This is a genomic window from Bacillus safensis, assembly GCF_039619585.1.
GTDB lineage: Bacteria > Bacillota > Bacilli > Bacillales > Bacillaceae > Bacillus > Bacillus safensis.
Window position 1 is genome coordinate 35,895 of the sequence record NZ_CP154909.1, and the last position, 21,252, is coordinate 57,146.

The 21,252-nt window shown below is 41.1% G+C and carries 22 protein-coding genes; 21 read left to right on the forward strand and 1 reads right to left on the reverse strand.

All coding sequences use genetic code 11. The features are described from left to right. Nucleotides 1-53 precede the first annotated feature (53 nt). From AAYR28_RS00205 to rsmI, 3 genes are read left to right on the forward strand one after another with little or no spacing between them, the layout of a single operon-like run. A complete protein-coding gene (locus AAYR28_RS00205; protein WP_120206885.1) occupies nt 54-797 on the forward strand; it encodes a tRNA1(Val) (adenine(37)-N6)-methyltransferase in 744 nt (247 codons plus the stop codon). Then, on the forward strand, nt 784-1,083 hold the full coding sequence (locus tag AAYR28_RS00210; RefSeq protein ID WP_034284140.1) for a GIY-YIG nuclease family protein: 300 nt from the start codon (nt 784-786) through the stop codon (nt 1,081-1,083). The genes AAYR28_RS00205 and AAYR28_RS00210 overlap by 14 nt, the downstream gene beginning before the upstream one ends. Next, nucleotides 1,058-1,939, forward strand: coding sequence for a 16S rRNA (cytidine(1402)-2'-O)-methyltransferase (gene rsmI, locus AAYR28_RS00215; RefSeq protein ID WP_120206884.1), 882 nt, complete (start codon nt 1,058-1,060; stop codon nt 1,937-1,939). The genes AAYR28_RS00210 and rsmI overlap by 26 nt, the downstream gene beginning before the upstream one ends. Before the next feature lie 45 nt (nt 1,940-1,984). On the opposite strand, the gene AAYR28_RS00220 is transcribed toward rsmI, so the two are convergent. Then, entirely contained in the window at nt 1,985-2,275 is a 291-nt protein-coding gene (locus tag AAYR28_RS00220; protein WP_087975202.1) for an AbrB/MazE/SpoVT family DNA-binding domain-containing protein, read from the reverse strand. A gap of 520 nt (nt 2,276-2,795) precedes the next feature. Between AAYR28_RS00220 and metG the strand changes: the two genes are divergently transcribed. From metG to mfd, 18 genes are all read left to right on the forward strand, one after another. Continuing rightward, nucleotides 2,796-4,796: a methionine--tRNA ligase gene (gene metG / locus AAYR28_RS00225; protein WP_048239539.1), complete on the forward strand. Its 2,001-nt coding sequence runs from the start codon at nt 2,796-2,798 to the stop codon at nt 4,794-4,796. A gap of 81 nt (nt 4,797-4,877) precedes the next feature. After that, a complete protein-coding gene (locus tag AAYR28_RS00230) occupies nt 4,878-5,645 on the forward strand; it encodes a TatD family hydrolase (protein ID WP_024425634.1) in 768 nt (255 codons plus the stop codon). Between the two features lie 244 nt (nt 5,646-5,889). After that, entirely contained in the window at nt 5,890-7,092 is a 1,203-nt protein-coding gene (locus AAYR28_RS00235; protein ID WP_044334281.1) for a G5 and 3D domain-containing protein, read from the forward strand. Nucleotides 7,093-7,252: 160 nt separating this feature from the next. After that, complete coding sequence (gene rnmV / locus AAYR28_RS00240) at nt 7,253-7,813, forward strand: ribonuclease M5 (protein ID WP_024427200.1); 561 nt, start codon at nt 7,253-7,255, stop codon at nt 7,811-7,813. After that, nucleotides 7,806-8,684, forward strand: a complete 879-nt coding sequence (rsmA, locus tag AAYR28_RS00245; RefSeq protein ID WP_034284149.1) for a 16S rRNA (adenine(1518)-N(6)/adenine(1519)-N(6))-dimethyltransferase RsmA — start codon at nt 7,806-7,808, stop codon at nt 8,682-8,684. Before rnmV ends, rsmA begins: the two co-directional genes overlap by 8 nt. A 114-nt stretch (nt 8,685-8,798) precedes the next feature. After that, nucleotides 8,799-9,683, forward strand: coding sequence for a sporulation peptidase YabG (yabG, locus tag AAYR28_RS00250; RefSeq protein ID WP_024427198.1), 885 nt, complete (start codon nt 8,799-8,801; stop codon nt 9,681-9,683). Nucleotides 9,684-9,897: 214 nt separating this feature from the next. Then, the gene (gene veg, locus AAYR28_RS00255; protein ID WP_003217979.1) at nt 9,898-10,155 is read left to right on the forward strand and encodes a biofilm formation stimulator Veg; all 258 of its coding nucleotides are present in this window, start codon (nt 9,898-9,900) and stop codon (nt 10,153-10,155) included. A gap of 163 nt (nt 10,156-10,318) precedes the next feature. Beyond that, nucleotides 10,319-10,504, forward strand: coding sequence for a small, acid-soluble spore protein, alpha/beta type (locus AAYR28_RS00260; protein ID WP_012008653.1), 186 nt, complete (start codon nt 10,319-10,321; stop codon nt 10,502-10,504). Between the two features lie 146 nt (nt 10,505-10,650). After that, nucleotides 10,651-11,520 carry a 4-(cytidine 5'-diphospho)-2-C-methyl-D-erythritol kinase gene (gene ispE / locus AAYR28_RS00265; protein WP_019743558.1) on the forward strand — a complete coding sequence of 290 codons (870 nt, stop codon included), beginning with the start codon at nt 10,651-10,653 and terminating at the stop codon, nt 11,518-11,520. Between the two features lie 55 nt (nt 11,521-11,575). After that, nucleotides 11,576-12,409 carry a pur operon repressor gene (purR, locus tag AAYR28_RS00270; RefSeq protein ID WP_120206882.1) on the forward strand — a complete coding sequence of 278 codons (834 nt, stop codon included), beginning with the start codon at nt 11,576-11,578 and terminating at the stop codon, nt 12,407-12,409. Between the two features lie 38 nt (nt 12,410-12,447). Beyond that, on the forward strand, nt 12,448-12,825 hold the full coding sequence (gene ridA / locus AAYR28_RS00275) for a 2-iminobutanoate/2-iminopropanoate deaminase (protein ID WP_024425639.1): 378 nt from the start codon (nt 12,448-12,450) through the stop codon (nt 12,823-12,825). 224 nt (nt 12,826-13,049) lie between these two features. Further along, on the forward strand, nt 13,050-13,346 hold the full coding sequence (gene spoVG, locus AAYR28_RS00280) for a septation regulator SpoVG (protein WP_008357439.1): 297 nt from the start codon (nt 13,050-13,052) through the stop codon (nt 13,344-13,346). 198 nt (nt 13,347-13,544) lie between these two features. After that, nucleotides 13,545-14,915, forward strand: coding sequence for a bifunctional UDP-N-acetylglucosamine diphosphorylase/glucosamine-1-phosphate N-acetyltransferase GlmU (gene glmU / locus AAYR28_RS00285; RefSeq protein WP_024425640.1), 1,371 nt, complete (start codon nt 13,545-13,547; stop codon nt 14,913-14,915). A gap of 22 nt (nt 14,916-14,937) precedes the next feature. Next, complete coding sequence (locus AAYR28_RS00290) at nt 14,938-15,891, forward strand: ribose-phosphate diphosphokinase (RefSeq protein ID WP_034284154.1); 954 nt, start codon at nt 14,938-14,940, stop codon at nt 15,889-15,891. A 138-nt stretch (nt 15,892-16,029) separates the two neighbouring features. Next, nucleotides 16,030-16,656, forward strand: a complete 627-nt coding sequence (locus AAYR28_RS00295) for a 50S ribosomal protein L25/general stress protein Ctc (RefSeq protein ID WP_034284155.1) — start codon at nt 16,030-16,032, stop codon at nt 16,654-16,656. Between the two features lie 140 nt (nt 16,657-16,796). Continuing rightward, a complete protein-coding gene (gene pth, locus AAYR28_RS00300) occupies nt 16,797-17,363 on the forward strand; it encodes an aminoacyl-tRNA hydrolase (RefSeq protein ID WP_024425643.1) in 567 nt (188 codons plus the stop codon). Between the two features lie 55 nt (nt 17,364-17,418). After that, a complete protein-coding gene (locus AAYR28_RS00305; protein ID WP_003217967.1) occupies nt 17,419-17,649 on the forward strand; it encodes an anti-sigma-F factor Fin family protein in 231 nt (76 codons plus the stop codon). A gap of 68 nt (nt 17,650-17,717) precedes the next feature. Beyond that, a complete protein-coding gene (gene mfd, locus AAYR28_RS00310) occupies nt 17,718-21,251 on the forward strand; it encodes a transcription-repair coupling factor (RefSeq protein ID WP_120206880.1) in 3,534 nt (1,177 codons plus the stop codon). The last annotated feature ends 1 nt before the right edge of the window (nt 21,252 follow it).

Here is a 21,252-nt window from a genome sequence, read left to right on the forward strand (position 1 = left end):
AAAGGCTTCCGCTGAACCGGGAGCCTTTTTCACAGGAAAAGAAAGGATACATCATGGTTTCGTTAAGAGAAGATGAACGTTTAGATTACCTGCTCGCCGAAGATATGAAGATTATACAAAGTAAAACTGTGTTTGCCTTTTCATTGGACGCAGTATTATTAGCTAAATTTGCGTATGTACCGATCCAAAAAGGGGAGATCATTGATCTTTGTACCGGAAACGGTATCGTGCCATTGCTGCTTTCGACTCGTTCTAAGGCCTCGATTACGGGTGTTGAAATTCAAGAACGGCTGTTTGATATGGCAAAAAGAAGTGTGGAGTATAATCAACTTGCGCACCAGATTGAATTGATTCATGGTGATTTGAATGATATGCCGGAACGCTACGGCAACCATAAAGTTGATGTGATTACATGTAACCCGCCATATTTTAAAACACTTTCTAAGGATGAAATCAATGAAAATGAATATTTGGCGATTGCACGGCACGAAATTCATTGTACATTAGAAGATGTTATTCGTGTTTCTTCCACGCTGCTAAAGCAAGGGGGAAAACTGGCGATGGTTCATCGACCAGGACGGCTGCTTGAGATTGTGGAATTAATGAAGAAATACCGAATTGAGCCAAAACGAATTCAATTTGTTTATCCCAAACAAGGGAAAGAAGCCAATACCATCTTGGTAGAGGGCATAAAAGATGGAAAACCAGATCTGAAAATTCTCCCGCCTCTTTTTGTTTATGGGGAAGATCAGGAGTATACAGATGAAATCAGGACGATACTGTATGGAGAAGCATAATCATTACTTCTATGTATTAAAATGTGCAGATGGCAGCCTGTATGCGGGTTATACAAATGATTTACAAAAGAGATTGATGACCCACAATAGTGGAAAGGGAGCAAAGTATACAAGAGCGAGACGGCCGGTTGAGCTTTTTTATCATGAATGTTTTGCAACCAAAAGAGAAGCCATGCAGCAAGAATATCGTTTCAAAACGTGGACGCGGAAAAAGAAAGACATTTATATAGAAGAAATGCGAATAGAAAAGGAGGCGGCACATGAAAAAGACACAGAAAAGCTTTGATGGTCAATCTGGTATGGGGATTCTTTATCTTGTCCCAACCCCGATCGGAAATCTAGAAGATATGACGTTCCGAGCGATACAAACATTAAAAGATGTAGACTATATTGCCGCAGAAGATACACGGCAAACGAAAAAGCTTTGTCATGTATACGAAATTGATACACCCTTAACCAGCTATCATGAGCATAACAAAGACAGCAGCGGCCACAAGTTAATCGAATGGCTAAAAGAAGGGAAAAATATCGCACTCGTGAGTGATGCCGGTTTACCGACGATTTCAGATCCAGGGGCCGAAGTGGTTCGAGATTTTACTAGCATTGGGGGCTATGTCATTCCGTTACCTGGCGCTAATGCTGCACTAACGGCACTCATTGCATCAGGAATCGCGCCTCAGCCATTTTTCTTTTACGGTTTTCTCGACCGTCAAAAAAAAGAAAAGAAAAAGCAGCTTGAAGCCTTGAAGAAACGTCAAGAAACGATCATTTTCTATGAAGCACCCCATCGATTAAAAGAAACGCTGACTTTGATGAAGGAATTGTGGGGGAATCGGAACATCGCAATTACGAGAGAACTGACGAAAAAATTCGAAGAGTTTATTCGTGGAGATTTAGAGTCTGTGCTGACATGGGCTGCGGAGAATCAAATCCGAGGTGAATTCTGTCTTGTGGTACAAGGAAATGATCAAGCTGAAGAAGAGCTGAATGAAGAAGCTTGGTGGACGTCCTTATCTGAAAAAGAACATGTGATCCATTACATAGAGGAAGGATTAACGTCGAAGGAAGCCATTAAACGTACAGCTGTCGAACGTGGTGTGCCAAAGCGCACGATATACGATGCCTATCATATTGAACAATAAAGAAAGGTTCTTGCAAACGGTGCAAGAACCTTTTTTATATGAACCTTATTTTTGTGATTGAAGTTGGTTTTGGATTTCGTTAATGATTTGCTCTGCACCTTCACGGCTAAGAACTAATTTACCATTAGCAAGCTTAAGGTTATCGTCTGATACTTCACCTGTTACTTGGCAAGTCATGTTTGGTTTATATTTTTTTAGGATAATTTTTTCATCATCAACATAAATTTCCAAAGCGTCTTTTTCAGCGATTCCTAACGTACGGCGAAGTTCGATTGGAATCACCACGCGTCCTAATTCGTCAACTTTACGTACAATACCTGTAGATTTCATCTTCATTCTCCTCCCAAAAAGAACTTATTCTTAATATAATATTATCTTCGTCATTATTCGACAAATTCCTTACATTCCTAGCATAACAAGGTTTCCATAAATCGTCAATCATTTTGTTTACTATTGTTTGTAAAATATGACTCTTAAAGTCAAAAGACCTTGAAACTACTGGTGTATAAGGATTTTGTAGGCTTTTTCTATGAAAATATAAGAAATGACGAGACCAGATTAACAAGACTTTTGCCCTAATTTAGCCAATTGTAAATCTGGAAATAGATTTCATACGACAATATTCGACAAAATGTCGACGGGTTTGTCGTTTTTTTCGAAAAACTCATCTTTTTCGTTCATTTCATCTTGTTCTATGTATATATGCTTGATCTTAAAGGCTAAGATGGTATCATAGAGAAAGCACAAGTGCAAAATTGAATGAATTGATCTGACACATTTTCATGTAATGATGATAACCGCTCTCGTCCATTGGGCGGGAGTTTTTGACATTTACACACACGCAGGAGGTTCCGACATGCCAGAAAAGAAAAAAACGTTTTATCTGACAACACCTATTTACTATCCGAGCGGAAAATTACATATTGGACATGCTTATACGACAGTAGCAGGAGATGCTATGGCTCGTTATAAACGTCTTCAAGGCTATGATGTGATGTATTTAACAGGTACAGATGAGCACGGACAAAAAATTCAGCAAAAAGCTGAAGAACAAAATATCACACCGATCGAGTATTTAGATCCAGTTGTTGAAGACATTCAATCATTATGGAAGAAACTCGACATTTCTAATGATGACTTCATCCGTACAACGGAAAAAAGACATACGAAAATCATTGAACAAGTCTTCCAAAAACTACTTGATCAAGGCGATATTTATTTAGATCAATATGAGGGCTGGTACAGTATTCCTGATGAGACATTCTATACAGAAACACAGCTTGTTGATGTTGAGCGTAATGAGAAAGGGGAAGTCATTGGCGGGAAAAGCCCTGACAGCGGCCACCCTGTTGAATTAATTAAAGAAGAATCATATTTCTTCCGCATGAGTAAGTATGCGGACCGTTTGCTCGATTATTACGAAAAAAATCCATCGTTTATTCAGCCTGAATCAAGAAAGAATGAAATGATTAATAACTTCATTAAACCAGGTTTAGAGGATTTAGCAGTATCAAGAACAACCTTTGATTGGGGAATTAAAGTTCCTAACAATCCAAAACACGTCATTTATGTATGGATTGATGCGTTATTCAACTATTTAACTGCGATTGGCTATGGAACAGATCAAGATGAAAAATATAAAAAATATTGGCCTGCCAACGTACATCTCGTAGGAAAAGAAATTGTACGCTTCCATACGATTTATTGGCCGATTATGCTGATGGCATTAGATCTGCCTCTGCCAAAACAAATTTTCGCACACGGCTGGCTGCTCATGAAAGATGGCAAAATGTCTAAATCAAAAGGGAATGTGGTAGATCCGGTCACATTAATTGATCGCTATGGCCTCGATGCCCTTCGTTATTATCTGCTTCGCGAAGTACCATTTGGTGCGGATGGTGTGTTTACACCAGAAGGATTTGTGGAACGTGTAAACTATGACCTTGCCAATGATTTAGGTAACTTGCTTAATCGTACAGTTGCGATGGTGCAAAAATATTTTGACGGCACTTTAAGCAGCTATAAGGGTCCTGTTAATGAGTTTGATGAAGAGCTGAAAGCAGTAGCTGAGCAAACAGTCAAAGCCTATGAAGAGGCGATGGAAAACCTTGAATTCTCTGTGGCTCTTTCAAATGTTTGGACATTAATCAGCAGAACCAATAAATATATTGATCAAACAGCTCCATGGGTGCTGGCAAAGGATGAAACAAAACGAAAAGAACTGCATTCTGTTATGTATCATTTAGCAGAATCACTTCGAATCACAGCAGTACTCTTAACGCCATTCCTAACGAAAACACCTGAGAAAATCTTCTTCCAGCTTGGAATTGAAGAAGAGAAGCTCAAAAGTTGGGATAGTATCCTATCATTTGGTGCGATTCAACAAGCGACGGTACAAAAAGGAGAGCCTTTGTTCCCGCGTTTAGAGGTTGAAGAAGAAGTAGCCTACATTAAAGAAAAAATGCAGGGAAGTGCACCTAAGGTAGAAGAAGAGAAAGTGGAAATCGAAGAAACGGAATTACCTGAGCTGGGAGCAGAAATCGCATTTGATGATTTCTCAAAAGTCGATCTTCGAGTTGCACAGGTATTGGAAGCAGCTCCAGTTAAAAAAGCGGATCGTCTCTTAAAGCTTCAGCTTGATTTTGGATTTGAAAAAAGACAAATCGTCTCTGGGATTGCCAAGCACTATCAACCAGAGGAATTAGTAGGGAAGAAACTCGTTTGCGTAGCGAATCTTACACCAGTTAAACTCAGAGGGGAAATTTCCCAGGGAATGATTTTAACAGGAGAAACTGGCGGGAAATTGCAGGTTCTTGAAGTAGATCAATCTCTAGCAAATGGAACAAAAATTTTATAAATCAACAAAGGTGTTCCACGTGTAACATTTCGTCGAACACCTTTTGTTTTTTAGGAGAATTGTCGAAAGGAGCAATCAACCATGTTATTTGATACACATGCCCACTTAAATGCAGAACAATACAATGAAGACTTAGAGCAGGTGATCGAAAGAGCAAAAAGCGAAAAAGTTGAAAAAATCGTGGTGGTAGGGTTTGACCGCCCGACAATTACGAGAGCGATGGAATTAATTGAAGAGTATGATTTCATATATGCAGCTATCGGCTGGCATCCAGTCGATGCTATTGATATGACAGATGAGGATTTGGCTTGGATCAAAGATTTATCTCAACACGAAAAAGTGGTTGCAATTGGAGAAATGGGTCTGGATTACTATTGGGACAAGTCGCCAAAAGATGTGCAAAAGGAAGTCTTTAGACGCCAAATTGCTCTTGCGAAGGAAGTGAAGCTTCCAATCGTTATTCATAATCGTGACGCAACGGAAGATGTCGTGACGATTTTAAAGGAAGAGGGAGCAGCTGAGGTTGGAGGTATTATGCACTGCTTTACTGGCAGTTTGGAAACTGCAAAAGCGTGTATGGAAATGAACTTTTATATTTCATTCGGTGGACCCGTGACATTTAAAAATGCCAAAAAGCCAAAGGAAGTTGTAAAGGAGATACCAAGTGACAAGCTTTTGATTGAAACAGACTGCCCATACTTAACGCCAGTGCCATTTAGAGGGAAACGTAATGAGCCAAGTTATGTCAAATATATCGCAGAACAGATTGCGGAGCTGAGAGAAATCAGCTTTGAAGAGCTTGCTGAATTGACAACAAAAAATGCAAAAAAAGTTTTCCGTATAAACTGACAGTATATGATGTCAATCCTTGTTTAAGCTTGTCCAATTGTGAAACATAACGAAAAAGTTCTACACGTTTGCGCCTCCTCATAGGATAAGTTGTCGATAAGTCTTTCTTCCCTTCCTTCCATAAATCTCCCATAATAGGTTTACAATCGAGCATTTTTGTACAGTGGGTGGAAGGGTTGACAGGTTTTGAGATACTCTATATAATCTCTCCGAGGAGAAGGAGGCGTTTTTCATCGTACAAAAAATGAAAAATCTGTTTTCTGTGAAGCTAGGAAAAGGCAAGGTTTTATTACTAGTTGTTTGCTTGCTTTTAGCTGGAACTGGAACGGCTTACGGTGCGCATGAGCTCACTAAGCAGTCTATTACCATTTCAATCAATGGTAAAGAGAAGACAATTCGTACACATGAAGAGACAGTAGCTCAGCTGCTTTCAGACCTTGGCATAAGGACCAAGGCGGAGGATCATATCTCTCCAAGTCTAAATACAAAGATTCAAGACAATATGAACATTGTGTATGATGCGGCTATACCGGTTCATCTAACCCTAGATGGGAAAGAGAAAACGATATGGACTACAGATCAGACGGTTGGAGCATTATTGAAGAATGAGAAGATAGATATTGGGAAGCACGATCAAGTAACTCCAGGAAAGAATGACAAGTTAACAAAGGATATGAATCTTGTGGTTCAGCAGGCCTTCCAGGTCAGCTTAAATGATGGAGGAAAAGATAAAAAAGTGTGGACCACTTCGACTACGGTCGCTGACTTTTTAAAGCAACAAGAGCTGAAGCTCAAGAAGCACGATAAGATCAAGCCTGCGTTACATAGTAACCTTTCTAAAAAGAGCGCAGATATAAAGATCACTCGGGTGGAAAAAGTCACCGATGTAGTGGAAGAGAAAATTGCTTTTGATACCAAACATAAAAAGGATCATTCTCTTGAAAAAGGGAAAGAGAAGGTACTTAAAAAAGGTGAAGAAGGTAAATTGAAGAAGCACTATGCCATTGTGAAAGAAAACGGCAAAGTGGTGTCTAAAGAATTGATTAAAGAAGTGACCGAAAAAGATAGTAAGGACCGATTAGTGGCTATTGGTACACAAGTGGCCAAAAAGGAACCTACAGCGTCCCCTGCGGTTTCACGAAGCAATGAATCGTCAGGAAAAGAATTTTATGTGGCATCAACAGCCTATACAGCGAGCTGTGCTGGATGTACGGGCAGAACGTCTACAGGCTTTAATTTAAAAGCAAATCCGGGTGCAAAGGTCATAGCAGTTGATCCGAGTGTCATTCCGCTGGGCTCAAAAGTGTATGTGGAAGGCTATGGATATGCCGTTGCATCAGACACTGGATCTGCTATAAAAGGGAATAAAATTGATGTGTTCGTCCCAAGTAAGTCGGCAGCTTATCAATGGGGGAATAAACGAGTAAAAATTAGAGTACTCAAATAAACACATCAAATCATTTATATGAACAGAGGGCTTTGCGCACCCTCTGTTTTTTTGGTTATAATAGAAGCACTGTTTTCTAATTAATTAGACGCAAAAGCAGCATGAAAGGTTTCGTTTTTTAACCAAAAAATGTAGATTGTTTTTGCAAGCGGAGGAATACATGAAAATCAAAGAAATCATTGTGGTGGAGGGTCGTGATGACACTGCCAGAGTGAAGATGGCAGTGGATGCAGATACGATTGAAACAAACGGATCTGCCATTGGCGATACAGTCATTCAACAAGTGCGTCTTGCTCAGGAGACGAGAGGGGTCATTATTTTAACAGATCCTGATTTTCCTGGTGAGAAGATCCGTAAAACCATCGCAGAGGCAGTTCCTGGCTGTAAGCACGCTTTTTTGCCAAAACATCTTGCGAAGGCGAAGCGGGATAAAGGAATTGGTGTGGAGCATGCTTCCTTGGACAGTATTCGGGAATGTCTTGCCCATGTCCATGAAGAAATGGAAGTAACGGAAAGTGACATTACATTAGACGACTTATTTGACGCAGGCCTTATCGGTGGCGAAGCATCGAAACGCCGCCGCGAACGACTAGGAGTGCTTTTAAATATAGGATATACCAATGCGAAGCAGCTGCAAAAGCGCCTTCACATGTTCCAAATAACCAAACATGATTTTATTGCGGCCTTAAAGACCGTCATGCAGGAGGAAGCCGATGAATAAAGATATTGCGACACCCGTCAGAACGAAGGAAATACTGAAGAAGTACGGTTTCTCTTTTAAAAAGAGCTTAGGGCAGAACTTCTTAATTGATACAAATATTTTAGATCGCATTGTTGATCACGCGGAGGTTACAGATGAGACCGGCGTCATTGAAATTGGACCTGGTATCGGCGCATTGACAGAGCAGCTCGCTAAACGTGCAAAGAAAGTTACCGCTTTTGAAATCGATCAGCGTTTATTGCCTATTTTAAACGATACGCTTTCTCCATATGATAATGTCACGATCATTCATCAAGATGTATTAAAAGCCGATGTGAGAAAGGTCATCGAGGAGAATTTTGCTGACTGTAAAGAAGTGATGGTCGTAGCCAACCTTCCATATTACGTGACAACACCGATTATTATGAAATTGCTTGAAGAAAACCTTCCATTGAAAGGGATTGTGGTCATGCTGCAAAAAGAAGTAGCAGATCGTATGGCAGCTGCCCCTTCATCAAAGGAATATAATTCACTGTCTATCGCAGTTCAATTTTATACGGAAGCAAAAACGGTGATGGTTGTGCCTAAAACGGTTTTTGTTCCTCAGCCCAATGTTGATTCGGCTGTGATTAAGCTGACTGTTCGTGAAACGCCTGCTGTCTCAGTAGAAAATGATGCGTTTTTCTTTCAATTGATCCGAGCAAGCTTTGGCCAGCGCCGGAAAACATTGATGAATAATTTGATGAACAATCTCCCTGATGGAAAAAAACATAAAGCGATCATCGAAGAAGCACTTCAAACAGCAGATATTGATGGAAAGCGACGCGGAGAATCATTATCCATTGAGGAATTTGCCCGTTTGTCGAATGTTTTACAAAAAGCCCTATCGTAAGGGCTTTTTTCTTTTGTTTTTCACCACTTCAACTGTTCGGGCATAGGCTAGAAAGAACAGCATATATGAAAGACGATACCAACAGGATATGAGCCTGATTGTGGAGTGAACAGCATGCAATTTCAAATAGGAGATATGGTGACGAGGGCATCCTATCAAATGGATATTATGTTTCGAATCATTCGAATTGATGAGACAGATCAGCACGAAGCCACTGCCATATTGCATGGGAATGAAGTGAGGCTGATTGCTGATGCTAAGATGTCGGATCTCGTCTTGATTCAAAAAGAGGAGCAGCTGACAAGGGAAAAGGACGACGAACGGAAAATTAACGAATCGCTCGATTTACTAAGACAGGATTATCAGCTGCTACGTGAAAAACAAGAGTATTATACTTCTGGACAATATCAGCATCAGGAGCAGTATTTTCACATGCCTGGAAAGGTCCTTCATTTAGATGGAGATGCTTCATACTTAAAGAAATGCTTAGATGTATATGAACGAATTGGTGTACCTGTGTACGGAGTGCATTGTCATGAGAAGAAAATGCCAAGCGTGATCGATTCGTTACTTGATCAATATCGGCCTGATATTTTGGTCATTACAGGGCATGATGCGTATTCCAAGCAAAAGGGCGGCGTAAATGATATCGGTGCCTATCGCCATTCTCGTCATTTCGTTGAGACGGTTCAAAAAGCAAGAAAGAAAATTCCTCATTTAGATCAGCTTGTGATCTTTGCAGGCGCCTGTCAATCTCATTTCGAATCATTGATCCAAGCAGGCGCCAATTTTGCAAGCTCACCTTCACGTGTGAACATCCATGCGCTCGATCCCGTCTATATCGTTGCGAAGATCAGCTTCACTCCATTTGTAGATCGAATCAATGTGTGGGATGTGCTTCGTAATACATTAACAAGAGAAAAAGGTCTCGGAGGCATCGAGACGAAGGGTGTTTTAAGGGTAGGTATGCCATATAAAAAAGACCATGAATCGACATAACCCGACTGATTTCAGTCTGGTTTTTTTTTATGTGTAAAAAGAAATTTCAAACGGATACATAATTCACCGGAATTTGAGAAAAATAGGGAGGAGAAAAGGTAGAAGTTTGTCAAAATTATTTTGTTGACAATGGCTCGTGTTGGTTGATATAATTTAATTTTTATTTGACAAAAATGGGCCGTTGTTGTATAATTATCTCAGTGAGGTGGATGCAATGGCGAAGACTTTGTCCGACATCAAAAGATCGCTTGATGGTAACTTAGGTAAACGTTTGACGTTAAAGGCTAACGGAGGCCGCCGTAAAACAATTGAGCGTTCGGGCATTTTAGCTGAAACGTACCCTTCTGTATTTGTGATTCAATTAGATCAAGATGAGAATTCGTTTGAAAGAGTTTCTTACAGTTATGCAGATATACTGACTGAGACGGTCGAATTAACGTTCGATGATACCGCTAGCTCAGTCGCCTATTAATGGGCAGTGAACTTCTTGTTTACTGCTTTTTGTTTTGCCTTTTTTTCTGAATGGGAGTCTGTCCATTTTTTGAAAGGGGTAAAAGAAAGGATTCGATACAAAATAAGAAAGCCACAAAAGCAGTGGCACTGATTCGAATTCTCGACTAAAGGGGCTGTTTCGTTTGGGTAGACGCCGAGGCATTATGTCAGATGAGTTCAAATACGAGCTGGCGAAGGATCTTGGATTTTATGATACCGTCAAAAATGGAGGCTGGGGAGAAATTCGTGCGCGTGACGCAGGTAATATGGTCAAACGTGCCATCGAATTAGCTCAGCAGCACATGGCTCAGGATGAGAATCAACGATAGAAAAATGGTCAGGGATACCTCAGGTGTCTCTGGCTTTTTTTGCTGAAAAAGTCAGTGTGCTGGGCGTAAAAGCCAATATTCATCAGATCCATCAAATGTGATACAATATTGATACTTATGTTTAGATGGAGAAGTAGGTGAAATGTTTGCGTATTTTAGAAAAAGCACCGGCAAAAATTAATCTCTCACTTGATGTCCATGGAAAAAGACCGGATGGATATCACGAAGTAGAGATGGTGATGACAACAATAGACCTTGCAGATCGACTTGAGCTGACGGAGCTGGACAAAGACGAAATCCGTGTATCATCTCATAATCGATTTGTGCCAGATGATCAGCGTAACTTGGCTTATCAGGCGGCTAAATTACTCAAAACAAGGTTCGGTATTCAAAAAGGAGTATCGATTGTCATCACAAAAGCAATACCTGTTGCAGCAGGTTTAGCTGGAGGCAGCAGTGATGCTGCAGCAGCGCTTCGCGGTTTAAACCGTTTGTGGAAGTTGAATCTCACGTTAGATGAACTAGCTGAGCTTGGAGCGGAGATCGGCTCAGATGTGTCTTTTTGTGTACACGGAGGCACAGCACTAGCGACAGGACGTGGAGAAAAACTGAAGCATATCGCGACACCGCCGCATTGCTGGGTGATTTTAGCGAAGCCGGTGATTGGGGTATCTACAGCTGAAGTTTATAGACAATATGACGCAAGCAAAGTAGAACACCCAAATGTACAGCGTATGATTGAAGCCATTGAAGCGAAAGATTATAAAGAGATGTGCGGCTCACTCGGTAACGTTCTGGAGTCTGTGACATTAAAGATGTATCCGGAAGTAGATATGATCAAAAGACAGATGAAGCGTTTCGGTGCTGATGCTGTATTAATGAGTGGAAGCGGCCCAACTGTATTTGGCTTGATTCAATATGAATCGAAGGTACAAAGAATATATAACGGACTGAGAGGATTTTGTGATCAAGTATACGCTGTCCGCATGATCGGCGAACAAAATGCCCTTGATTAAATCCGTATATTAAGTTATATTATTCATAAATTATTCGGGTTCTGGGGGTAAGTTCATGAAGTTTCGTCGAAGCGGCAGATTGGTGGACTTAACAAATTATTTGTTAGCCCACCCGCACGTACTAGTACCTTTAACTTTTTTTGCAGAACGTTATCAATCTGCAAAGTCCTCCATTAGTGAAGACTTAACGATTATCAAACAGACCTTCGAACAGCAGGGAATAGGCACATTGCTTACTGTACCTGGCGCTGCTGGCGGAGTGAAATATATTCCTAAAATTCACCTAAAAGAAGCAGATGACGTAGTAAACGATATCGGAGAGGCATTATCAACTCCTGAACGTGTACTTCCTGGCGGTTATTTATATTTAACCGATGTTTTAGGTAATCCATCGATTCTTGCGAAAATCGGTAAGCTGTTTGCGACCATCTTTGCGGACCGTGCGATTGATGTCGTCATGACCGTTGCGACAAAGGGTATTCCAATTGCCTATTCTGTTGCGGGTTATTTAAATGTGCCTGTTGTGATCGTTAGAAAAGATAATAAGGTAACCGAAGGATCAACAGTCAGTATTAATTATGCGTCAGGTTCGTCTAACCGAATTCAAACCATGTCCCTTGCAAAGCGCAGCTTAGATAAAGGCTCCAATGTGCTGATCATTGATGACTTTATGAAAGCGGGCGGAACCATTAACGGCATGATGAATTTGCTTGAGGAATTTAATGCAAATGTTGCAGGGATCGGTGTTCTTTTAGAAGATGAGGGCGTAGATGAACGTCTTGTCGATGAATATGTCTCGTTGTTAAAGCTTTCTACCATTGATATGAAGCAAAAAATCATTGAGATCAATGAAGGCAATTTCCACGAGTTTTTTCATCCGAAAGTGTAAGCTTTGATTAAACATGTATTTGAATGGGAGAGATTGATATGACAAAAGTTGTTCAAACCAAACATGCACCAGCAGCCATTGGACCTTACTCTCAAGGAATTATTGTCAATAACATGTTTTACAGCTCAGGGCAGATTCCATTAACCCCAGCTGGAGATTTTGTCAATGGAGATATTAAAGAACAAACACATCAAGTGTTCCGTAATCTTGAGGCTGTACTTGAAGCAGCAGGTGCTTCCTTTGAAACAGTCGTGAAAGCAACTGTTTTCATCAAAGATATGGAACAATTCGCTGAAGTGAATGAAGTGTACGGTGAGTATTTCCATACACATAAGCCAGCTCGTTCATGTGTGGAAGTGGCAAGACTTCCAAAGGATGCGCTTGTAGAAATAGAAGTAGTTGCATTAGTGAAATAAACAGGCACTCTCAATGAAAGCCGTTTGGTTTCATCATATGCAGGGAAAGACATCATCATGATGTCTTTTTTTATGCTGAGAATGTAAGCGTCGTCACGAATATGACAAATAATGTATAAATATCCCGATATTTCAAAAAAAGTTTAAAAAAAGAGCAGGAGAATCACCACGATCGTTGAATACCTAAGTAATGCTTTTATATTGGGAAAAGGTGGTGAACTACTGTGGAAGTTACTGACGTAAGATTACGCCGCGTGAATACCGATGGTCGCATGAGGGCGATTGCATCCATCACGCTGGACCACGAATTTGTTGTTCATGATATTCGTGTGATTGATGGAAATAATGGGTTGTTTGTTGCAATGCCTAGCAAACGCACGCCCGATGGAGAGTTTCGCGATATTGCACATCCAATTAATTCAAGCACTCGGGGTAAAATCCAAGATGCTGTATTAAATGAATATCATCGCTTAGGCGAAGAGGAAGAAACAATTGAATATGAAGAAGCTGGAGCTTCTTAATCATACGTGAACCTAAAAAGACAGCTTTAAGAGAAAATGAATGTTTTCTTTTAAATGCTGTCTTTTTTGCGTTCTTTCTCTTGTTTCTTAAGTCTTTCATCTGTTAGAAAATTATTGTACTTCCTTATGTATCCTTGAAATCAGTCTTTATTTAGGATATATTTTTCTATGGATAATAGGGATATTGGAGGCCAATCAATGGATAAGCGGTTCGCAGTGATTTTAGCAGCGGGAAAAGGAACGAGAATGAAGTCAAAGCTATATAAAGTACTTCATCCAGTTTGCGGAAAGCCAATGGTCGAGCATGTGGCAGATGAAGCGTTAAAGCTTTCTTTAGCCAAGCTAGTGACGATTGTCGGTCATGGTGCAGAGGACGTGAAAGAGCAGCTTGGAGACAGAAGTGAGTATGCACTTCAAGAAGAACAGCTGGGAACAGCCCATGCCGTTAAACAAGCAAAGTCGTTCCTCGCGCAGGAAAAGGGAACAACCATTGTCATTTGTGGTGATACGCCATTATTGACAGCGGAAACAATGGAAGCCATGTTAAGCGAGCATCAAAAACATCAAGCGAAAGTCACTATTTTAACAGCACATGCGGATGATCCAACAGGCTATGGCCGTATTATTCGTGACGAAACAGGTGCTGTCGTGAAAATTGTGGAGCATAAAGATGCGAACGATGCAGAGCGTCAAGTGAATGAAATTAATACAGGGACTTATTGCTTTTCAAATGAAGATCTCTTCCGTGTGATTGAGCAAGTGTCGAATGAAAATGCACAGGGTGAATACTACTTGCCAGACGTTATTGAAATTCTAAAAAATGAAGGGCAAACAGTTGCAGCTTATCAAACACCGCATTTTGAAGAAACACTTGGAGTTAATGACCGTATCGCTCTATCACAAGCAGAGCAATTCATGAAGCGACGTATTAATCATCAGCATATGAAGAATGGTGTGACCTTGATTGATCCTGAGAACACGTATATTTCGCCAGATGCTGTCATCGGTGAAGATACAGTTATTTATCCTGGGACGGTCATCAAAGGGAATGTAAAAATCGGTGCAGACGCCACTATTGGGCCAAACACTGAAATTGTTGACAGCATCATCGGAGATCGAACAGTTATTAAGCAATCTGTCGTCTGCGATAGTGAGGTTGGAGTTGATGTGACAATTGGACCGTTTGCTCATATTCGCCCGTTGTCGAAAATTGGCGATGAAGTAAAAATTGGGAATTTTGTCGAAATCAAGAAAACAGTTTTCGGAGACCGCAGCAAAGCATCTCATCTAAGCTACATTGGAGACGCAGAGGTCGGAACTGATGTAAATCTTGGCTGTGGTTCCATTACAGTCAACTATGATGGGAAAAACAAATTCTTAACGAAGATTGAAGACGGCGCATTTATTGGCTGTAATTCAAATCTCGTTGCACCAGTCACTGTCGGAAAAGGGGCATATGTTGCAGCCGGTTCAACGGTTACAGAAGATGTACCGCAGGATGCATTGTCTATTGCTAGAGCAAGACAAGTCAATAAAGAAGATTATGTGAAAAATATTCATAAAAAATAATCCAAATACCCGGAGGTTTACCATGTCTAATCGTTATGCTGATGCGAATTTAAAGATATTCTCTTTGAATTCAAACCCTGAACTTGCCAAAGAAATTGCCGATCGTATCGGAGTTGATGTAGGAAAGAGCTCTGTTAAACGCTTTAGTGACGGTGAAGTCCAAATCAATATTGAAGAAAGTATCCGCGGCTGTGATTGTTATGTTATTCAATCAACAAGTGCGCCAGTCAATGAGCATATTATGGAACTGCTCATTATGGTGGATGCGCTAAAACGCGCTTCTGCGAAAACTGTCAATATTGTAATCCCTTATTACGGATATGCACGTCAAGATCGTAAAGCAAAACCTCGTGAGCCAATCACTGCGAAGCTTTTTGCAAACTTGCTTGAAACAGCAGGTGCTACACGTGTGATTGCGCTTGATCTTCATGCGCCGCAAATCCAAGGTTTCTTCGATATTCCAATCGATAACTTAATGGCTGTGCCAATCTTAACAAACTATTTCGAACAGAAGAATTTGAATGATATCGTTGTTGTGTCTCCTGACCACGGTGGTGTGACACGTGCGCGTAAAATGGCAGACCGCCTGAAAGCGCCAATCGCAATTATCGACAAACGCCGTCCAAAGCCAAACGTTGCTGAAGTCATGAACATTATTGGTAACATTGAAGGCAAAACGGCCATTCTAATCGATGATATCATTGATACAGCTGGTACTATTACACTTGCTGCAAATGCGCTAGTCGAAAATGGAGCAGCTGAAGTATATGCTTGCTGTACGCACCCAGTCTTGTCTGGACCAGCAGTAGAACGCATCACAAACTCTAAAATTAAAGAATTAGTTGTAACAAACAGTATTCAATTAACTGATGACAAGAAAGCTGGAAAATTCATTCCGCTTTCAGTTGGGCCTTTGCTTGCAGAAGCCATCATCCGTGTACATGAAGAAGAATCTGTGAGCTACCTTTTTAGCTGATTTTCTGATTAAAAAAGGCCCTAGGCATCAAGCTTGGGGTCTTTTTGCTATCATCATTCACGGCAAATAGGTTTAAAATGATTCGGTTATGGGTAATTATGAGAGTAGTGACAAAAAAGAAATAGGATGGTGCTGAATATGGCAACTTTAAAAGCAAATAAAAGAACTGATTTCAAACGTTCCACACTGCAAAAAATCCGTCATTCAGGACACGTTCCTGGTGTCATATACGGAAAAAATACAGACAATCTGGCTGTTTCATTAGACAGCATCGATTTATTAAAAACCTTACGTGATGAAGGGAAGAATACAATCATCACCTTAGACGTGGGTGGTGAAACGAAATCTGTTATGGTGACAGAATTACAAACAGATCCGCTGAAAAACGAACTTGTTCATGCTGATTTCCAAGTCGTTGACTTACAGCGTGAAATTGAGGCAGATGTACCAATACAGCTGATTGGCGAGTCTAAAGGGGTAAAAGATGGCGGTGTGCTTCAGCAGCCACTATTTGAACTATCTGTTACAGCGAAACCAAAAGATATTCCGCAGAATATTGAAGCTGATATTACAAACTTAGAAGTCAATGATGTCTTAACAGTTGCTGATCTGCCTGTTCAGTCATCTTATCAAATCAATAACGATCCAGAAGAAGTCGTTGCCTCCATTCTGCCGCCTCAGCAATCAGAGGTTCCTGAGCCAGATAGCGAAGAAGAGCCGCAAGAGCCTGAGGCCATTAAAGAAAAGGATGACGATGGAGAATAACTGGTCATTTAGAGACGTAACCCTCCCGCGGTTGCGTCTTTTGTGCTAGAATGAAAAGAATTCATACGTTTTTACATGAGGCAATCTGATTGGCTCATTTTTTAGGCGTGTGCTGTGTGACAAAGGAGGTTATTGGTTTCATGATTGCATTCGTTGGATTAGGCAATCCAGGAAAAGAATATGAAAAAACAAGACATAATGTCGGGTTTATGACAATAGATGAATTATCAAAAAAATGGGACATTCCTTTAAATCAATCAAAATTCCATGGACAATTTGGAACTGGGTTTGTTTCGGGGCAAAAGGTTCTACTTGTAAAGCCGCTTACATATATGAACTTATCAGGAGAATGTGTGCGTCCGCTGATGGACTATTACGATATTCCCCTTGAACATTTGAAAGTGATCTATGATGATCTTGATTTGCCAACTGGCCGGATTCGCTTACGTACAAAAGGAAGTGCAGGCGGGCATAATGGAATCAAATCACTAATTCAGCATTTAGGTTCACCTGAATTTGACCGGTTCCGTATCGGCATTGGACGTCCTCAAAACGGCATGAAGGTCGTTGATTACGTACTAGGACGTTTCTCAGAAGAGGAACAGCCTGACATCGCATCAGCCATTCAATCGTCTGTCGAGGCTTGTGAAGCGGCTTTAAAAAAGCCATTTTTAGAAGTGATGAATGATTTTAACAAGAAGGTATAAGAATGATAAGCGAAGCACATACTGATCATAAAATCTCAGCATGGGAGGATCACGTATGGCTTTGCATTATTATTGCCGCCACTGTGGTGTAAAGGTGGGCAGTCTAGATGAATCTGCTGTCCAAAGTGAAGCACTTGGATTTCATCACTTAACAAATGAGGAAAGAAACGATATGATTTCTTATAGGGAAAATGGTGATTTACATGTACAAACCATTTGTGAGGATTGCCAAGAGGCGCTTGAAAGAAATCCTGATTACCATCAGTATCATACTTTTATTCAATAAAAAAGCTTTGGTGTAGATATTAGACCAAAGCGTTTTTCTGTTTTAAACAAACAGGGAGGAGGAGCCAAATGAAAAACATACAATCATTTATCAAACAAAGTGATGATTTTCAGTCTATTTTTAATGGACTAAAGGAAGGGTTAAAAGAACAGCTGCTTGCCGGACTATCAGGCTCCGTCAGATCTTTATTTACAGCCGCGATATCAGACGAACTGAAGCGGCCAATGTTTATTGTGACTCACAATTTATATCAGGCGCAGAAGGTAACAGATGATCTAGCAAGTGTGATGCCGGATCGCTCGGTTCTTCTCTATCCTGTCAATGAACTCATCGCTTCAGAAATTGCAGTGGCCAGTCCTGAGCTGAGAGCGCAGCGTTTGGATGTCTTGAATCGACTTGCGAATGGAGAAAACCCCATTATCGTCACTCCCGCTGCTGCGGTTCGCAGGATGCTTCCGCCAGTTGAGCTCTGGAAGGAGAGTCAGATCCATTTAAAGATCGGTGAAGAAATTGATTTGGAGGCGTTTTCAAAACAGCTCGTACAAATTGGTTATGACCGGACGTCGATGGTTGCAGCGCCCGGAGATTTTAGTGTGCGCGGAGGAATTATCGACATCTATGCATTAACGGAAGATCATCCAATCCGTATTGAACTGTTTGATACAGAAGTAGACTCGATTCGAACGTTTCATTCGGATACACAGCGTTCATTAGAAACCCTTCAAGAAATCAAAATAGGTCCTGCAAAAGAGTTAATTGTGAGAGGTCCTGAACGAGTGAGAGCCATTGAACAGCTTGATCAAGGGCTGGCGAAGAGCTTAAAGAAATTCAACTCAGATCAGCAAAAAGAACTGCTTCATCAAAATATTTCTGCTGATCGCGAGAAGCTGCTTGAAGGCATCGTGACACAGGAAATGACGAAGTACCTGTCCTATTTCTATGAAAAGCCTGCTAGTTTGCTAGATTACACATCGCAGGATACGATTATTATTTTAGATGAAATCAGCAGAATTCAGGAGATGGAAGAACAGCTTGAACAGGAAGAAGCCGATTGGACAATTAGTCTGCTTGAAGAAGGCAATATTCTTCATGATTTATCTCTATCTTTCCCGTTCCAAGAACTGATCAATCAGCAATCGAGATCCATTCTGTACTACTCTTTGTTCCTGAGACATGTCCAGCAGACAAATCCGCAAAATATCGTCAATGTATCTAGTAAGCAAATGCAGAATTTCCACGGGCAGATGAATGTGCTGGCGAGTGAAATTGAACGCTATAAAAAACAGCAATACACGGTTGTCTTCTTAGGTGCTGATGAAGAGCGGACAGAAAAGCTGTCGTCTGTTCTGCATGATTATGACATTGAAGCCGCTCTTGCTAAACCGGACGCTGAGCTTGTGAGCGGACAGGTGTATATTTTACAAGGTGAGCTGCAAACGGGCTTTGAATTGCCGTTATCAAAAATTGTTGTAATCACAGAAGGTGAACTCTTCAAGAAACGTGTGAAAAAGCAGGCACGTAAGCAAAAGCTGACCAATGCAGAGCGAATCAAGAGCTATTCAGAGCTTCAAGTCGGCGATTATGTGGTGCACATTAACCACGGGATCGGTAAATATTTAGGAATTGAAACGCTTGAAATCGGCGGCATTCATAAAGATTATTTAAATATTCATTATCAAGGAAGCGACAAGCTTTATGTACCGGTTGAACAAATTGATCAGGTGCAGAAATATGTAGGATCAGAAGGTAAAGAACCAAAGCTGTACAAACTAGGCGGCAGCGATTGGAAACGTGTGAAGAAAAAAGTGGAAACATCTGTACAGGACATCGCAGATGATCTGATTAAACTGTACGCAGAACGCGAGGCAAGCAAAGGATATGCTTTCTCGCCTGATCATGAGATGCAGCGCCAGTTTGAATCCGCGTTCCCTTACCAGGAAACAGATGATCAAATCCGTTCAATTCACGAAATTAAACAGGATATGGAGCGGGAACGTCCAATGGACCGTCTGCTTTGTGGAGATGTGGGTTACGGAAAAACGGAGGTGGCTATTCGTGCGGCCTTCAAAGCGATTGCTGACGGGAAGCAGGTAGCCCTGCTAGTTCCGACAACCATCTTAGCGCAGCAGCATTTTGACACAATCATGGACCGATTCCAAGACTACCCTGTCAAAATTGCGCAGCTGAGCCGTTTCCGTACAAGAAAAGAAACAACTGAAACGTTAAAGGGGCTGAAAAACGGAACGATCGATATGGTTATCGGCACACACCGTCTTCTTTCAAAAGACATCGTCTACAAGGATTTAGGACTGTTGATCATTGATGAGGAACAGCGTTTTGGTGTGACGCATAAAGAGAAAATTAAACAGATGAAAGCCAATATCGACGTACTGACATTAACGGCTACGCCAATTCCGCGTACGCTTCATATGTCCATGCTAGGCGTGCGGGATTTATCAGTGATTGAAACACCGCCTGAAAATCGATTCCCTGTTCAAACCTATGTGGTCGAGTACAATGGCGCTCTAGTCAGAGAAGCGATTGAGCGAGAATTAGCACGCGGCGGTCAAGTGTACTTCCTTTATAACCGTGTTGAGGATATTGAACGAAAAGCAGACGAAATCTCCATGCTGGTCCCAGACGCAAAAGTCAGTTATGCACACGGGAAAATGAGTGAGAACGAGCTGGAATCAGTGATGATCAATTTCCTTGAAGGTGAATCAGATGTATTGGTCAGTACCACCATCATTGAAACGGGAGTCGATATTCCAAATGTGAACACGCTCATCGTCCACGATGCCGATAAAATGGGGCTCTCTCAGCTGTACCAGCTAAGAGGACGAGTCGGGCGTTCGAACCGTGTCGCTTATGCTTATTTCACGTATCGAAAAGATAAAGTTCTTTCTGAAGTTGCGGAGAAAAGACTTCAAGCCATTAAAGAATTCACAGAGCTCGGATCTGGGTTTAAAATTGCGATGCGTGATTTAACGATTCGAGGAGCAGGGAACTTACTTGGTGCTCAGCAGCATGGCTTCATTGATTCGGTTGGATTCGATCTCTATTCTCAAATGCTGAAAGAAGCCATTGAGGAAAGAAGAGGCGATACAACGGCTCAAGATAAATTCGAGCCAGAAATTGATCTGCAAATTGATGCTTACATCCCAGACACTTATATTTCGGATGGCAAGCAAAAGATTGAAATGTATAAACAGTTCAGAGCAATTGGATCGATTGAAGAGAGAAAAGAGCTTCAGGATGAAATGATCGACCGATTTGGTGAATATCCGCAAGAAGTGGCTGACTTGTTTACGATTGCGACAATGAAGGTGTACGCTGTCCAGGAACGTGTCGAGCTGATCAAGATGGAGAAAGGCATTGTCAGAATGACCCTTGATGAGAAAGCAAGCGGTGAAATCGACGGCCAAAAATTATTTGAGCTCGGCAGTAAATATGGACGTGAAATCGGATTGGGAATGGAAGGCAGCAAGCTGATTATTTCTGTCCAAACGAAAGGCAAGAAGACAGAGGAATGGCTTGAGGTTGTTCTTAACATGCTTCGAGGCCTTCAAGATGTGAAAAAAGAAACCATTCCATCTTCATAAA

Bases quoted from the DNA above. Each gene is read 5' to 3' on its own strand.
- rsmI (WP_120206884.1), top strand. From the start codon at position 1,058: ATGAAAAAGACACAGAAAAGCTTTGATGGTCAATCTGGTATGGGGATT.
- AAYR28_RS00220 (WP_087975202.1), bottom strand. From the start codon at position 2,275: ATGAAGATGAAATCTACAGGTATTGTACGTAAAGTTGACGAATTAGGA.
- AAYR28_RS00230 (WP_024425634.1), top strand. From the start codon at position 4,878: ATGTTATTTGATACACATGCCCACTTAAATGCAGAACAATACAATGAA.
- rsmA (WP_034284149.1), top strand. From the start codon at position 7,806: ATGAATAAAGATATTGCGACACCCGTCAGAACGAAGGAAATACTGAAG.
- AAYR28_RS00290 (WP_034284154.1), top strand. From the start codon at position 14,938: ATGTCTAATCGTTATGCTGATGCGAATTTAAAGATATTCTCTTTGAAT.
- ridA (WP_024425639.1), top strand. From the start codon at position 12,448: ATGACAAAAGTTGTTCAAACCAAACATGCACCAGCAGCCATTGGACCT.
- rnmV (WP_024427200.1), top strand. From the start codon at position 7,253: ATGAAAATCAAAGAAATCATTGTGGTGGAGGGTCGTGATGACACTGCC.
- glmU (WP_024425640.1), top strand. From the start codon at position 13,545: ATGGATAAGCGGTTCGCAGTGATTTTAGCAGCGGGAAAAGGAACGAGA.
- mfd (WP_120206880.1), top strand. From the start codon at position 17,718: ATGAAAAACATACAATCATTTATCAAACAAAGTGATGATTTTCAGTCT.
- AAYR28_RS00205 (WP_120206885.1), top strand. From the start codon at position 54: ATGGTTTCGTTAAGAGAAGATGAACGTTTAGATTACCTGCTCGCCGAA.
- veg (WP_003217979.1), top strand. From the start codon at position 9,898: ATGGCGAAGACTTTGTCCGACATCAAAAGATCGCTTGATGGTAACTTA.
- AAYR28_RS00295 (WP_034284155.1), top strand. From the start codon at position 16,030: ATGGCAACTTTAAAAGCAAATAAAAGAACTGATTTCAAACGTTCCACA.
- pth (WP_024425643.1), top strand. From the start codon at position 16,797: ATGATTGCATTCGTTGGATTAGGCAATCCAGGAAAAGAATATGAAAAA.
- AAYR28_RS00235 (WP_044334281.1), top strand. From the start codon at position 5,890: ATGAAAAATCTGTTTTCTGTGAAGCTAGGAAAAGGCAAGGTTTTATTA.
- AAYR28_RS00305 (WP_003217967.1), top strand. From the start codon at position 17,419: ATGGCTTTGCATTATTATTGCCGCCACTGTGGTGTAAAGGTGGGCAGT.
- AAYR28_RS00210 (WP_034284140.1), top strand. From the start codon at position 784: ATGGAGAAGCATAATCATTACTTCTATGTATTAAAATGTGCAGATGGC.
- yabG (WP_024427198.1), top strand. From the start codon at position 8,799: ATGCAATTTCAAATAGGAGATATGGTGACGAGGGCATCCTATCAAATG.
- purR (WP_120206882.1), top strand. From the start codon at position 11,576: ATGAAGTTTCGTCGAAGCGGCAGATTGGTGGACTTAACAAATTATTTG.
- metG (WP_048239539.1), top strand. From the start codon at position 2,796: ATGCCAGAAAAGAAAAAAACGTTTTATCTGACAACACCTATTTACTAT.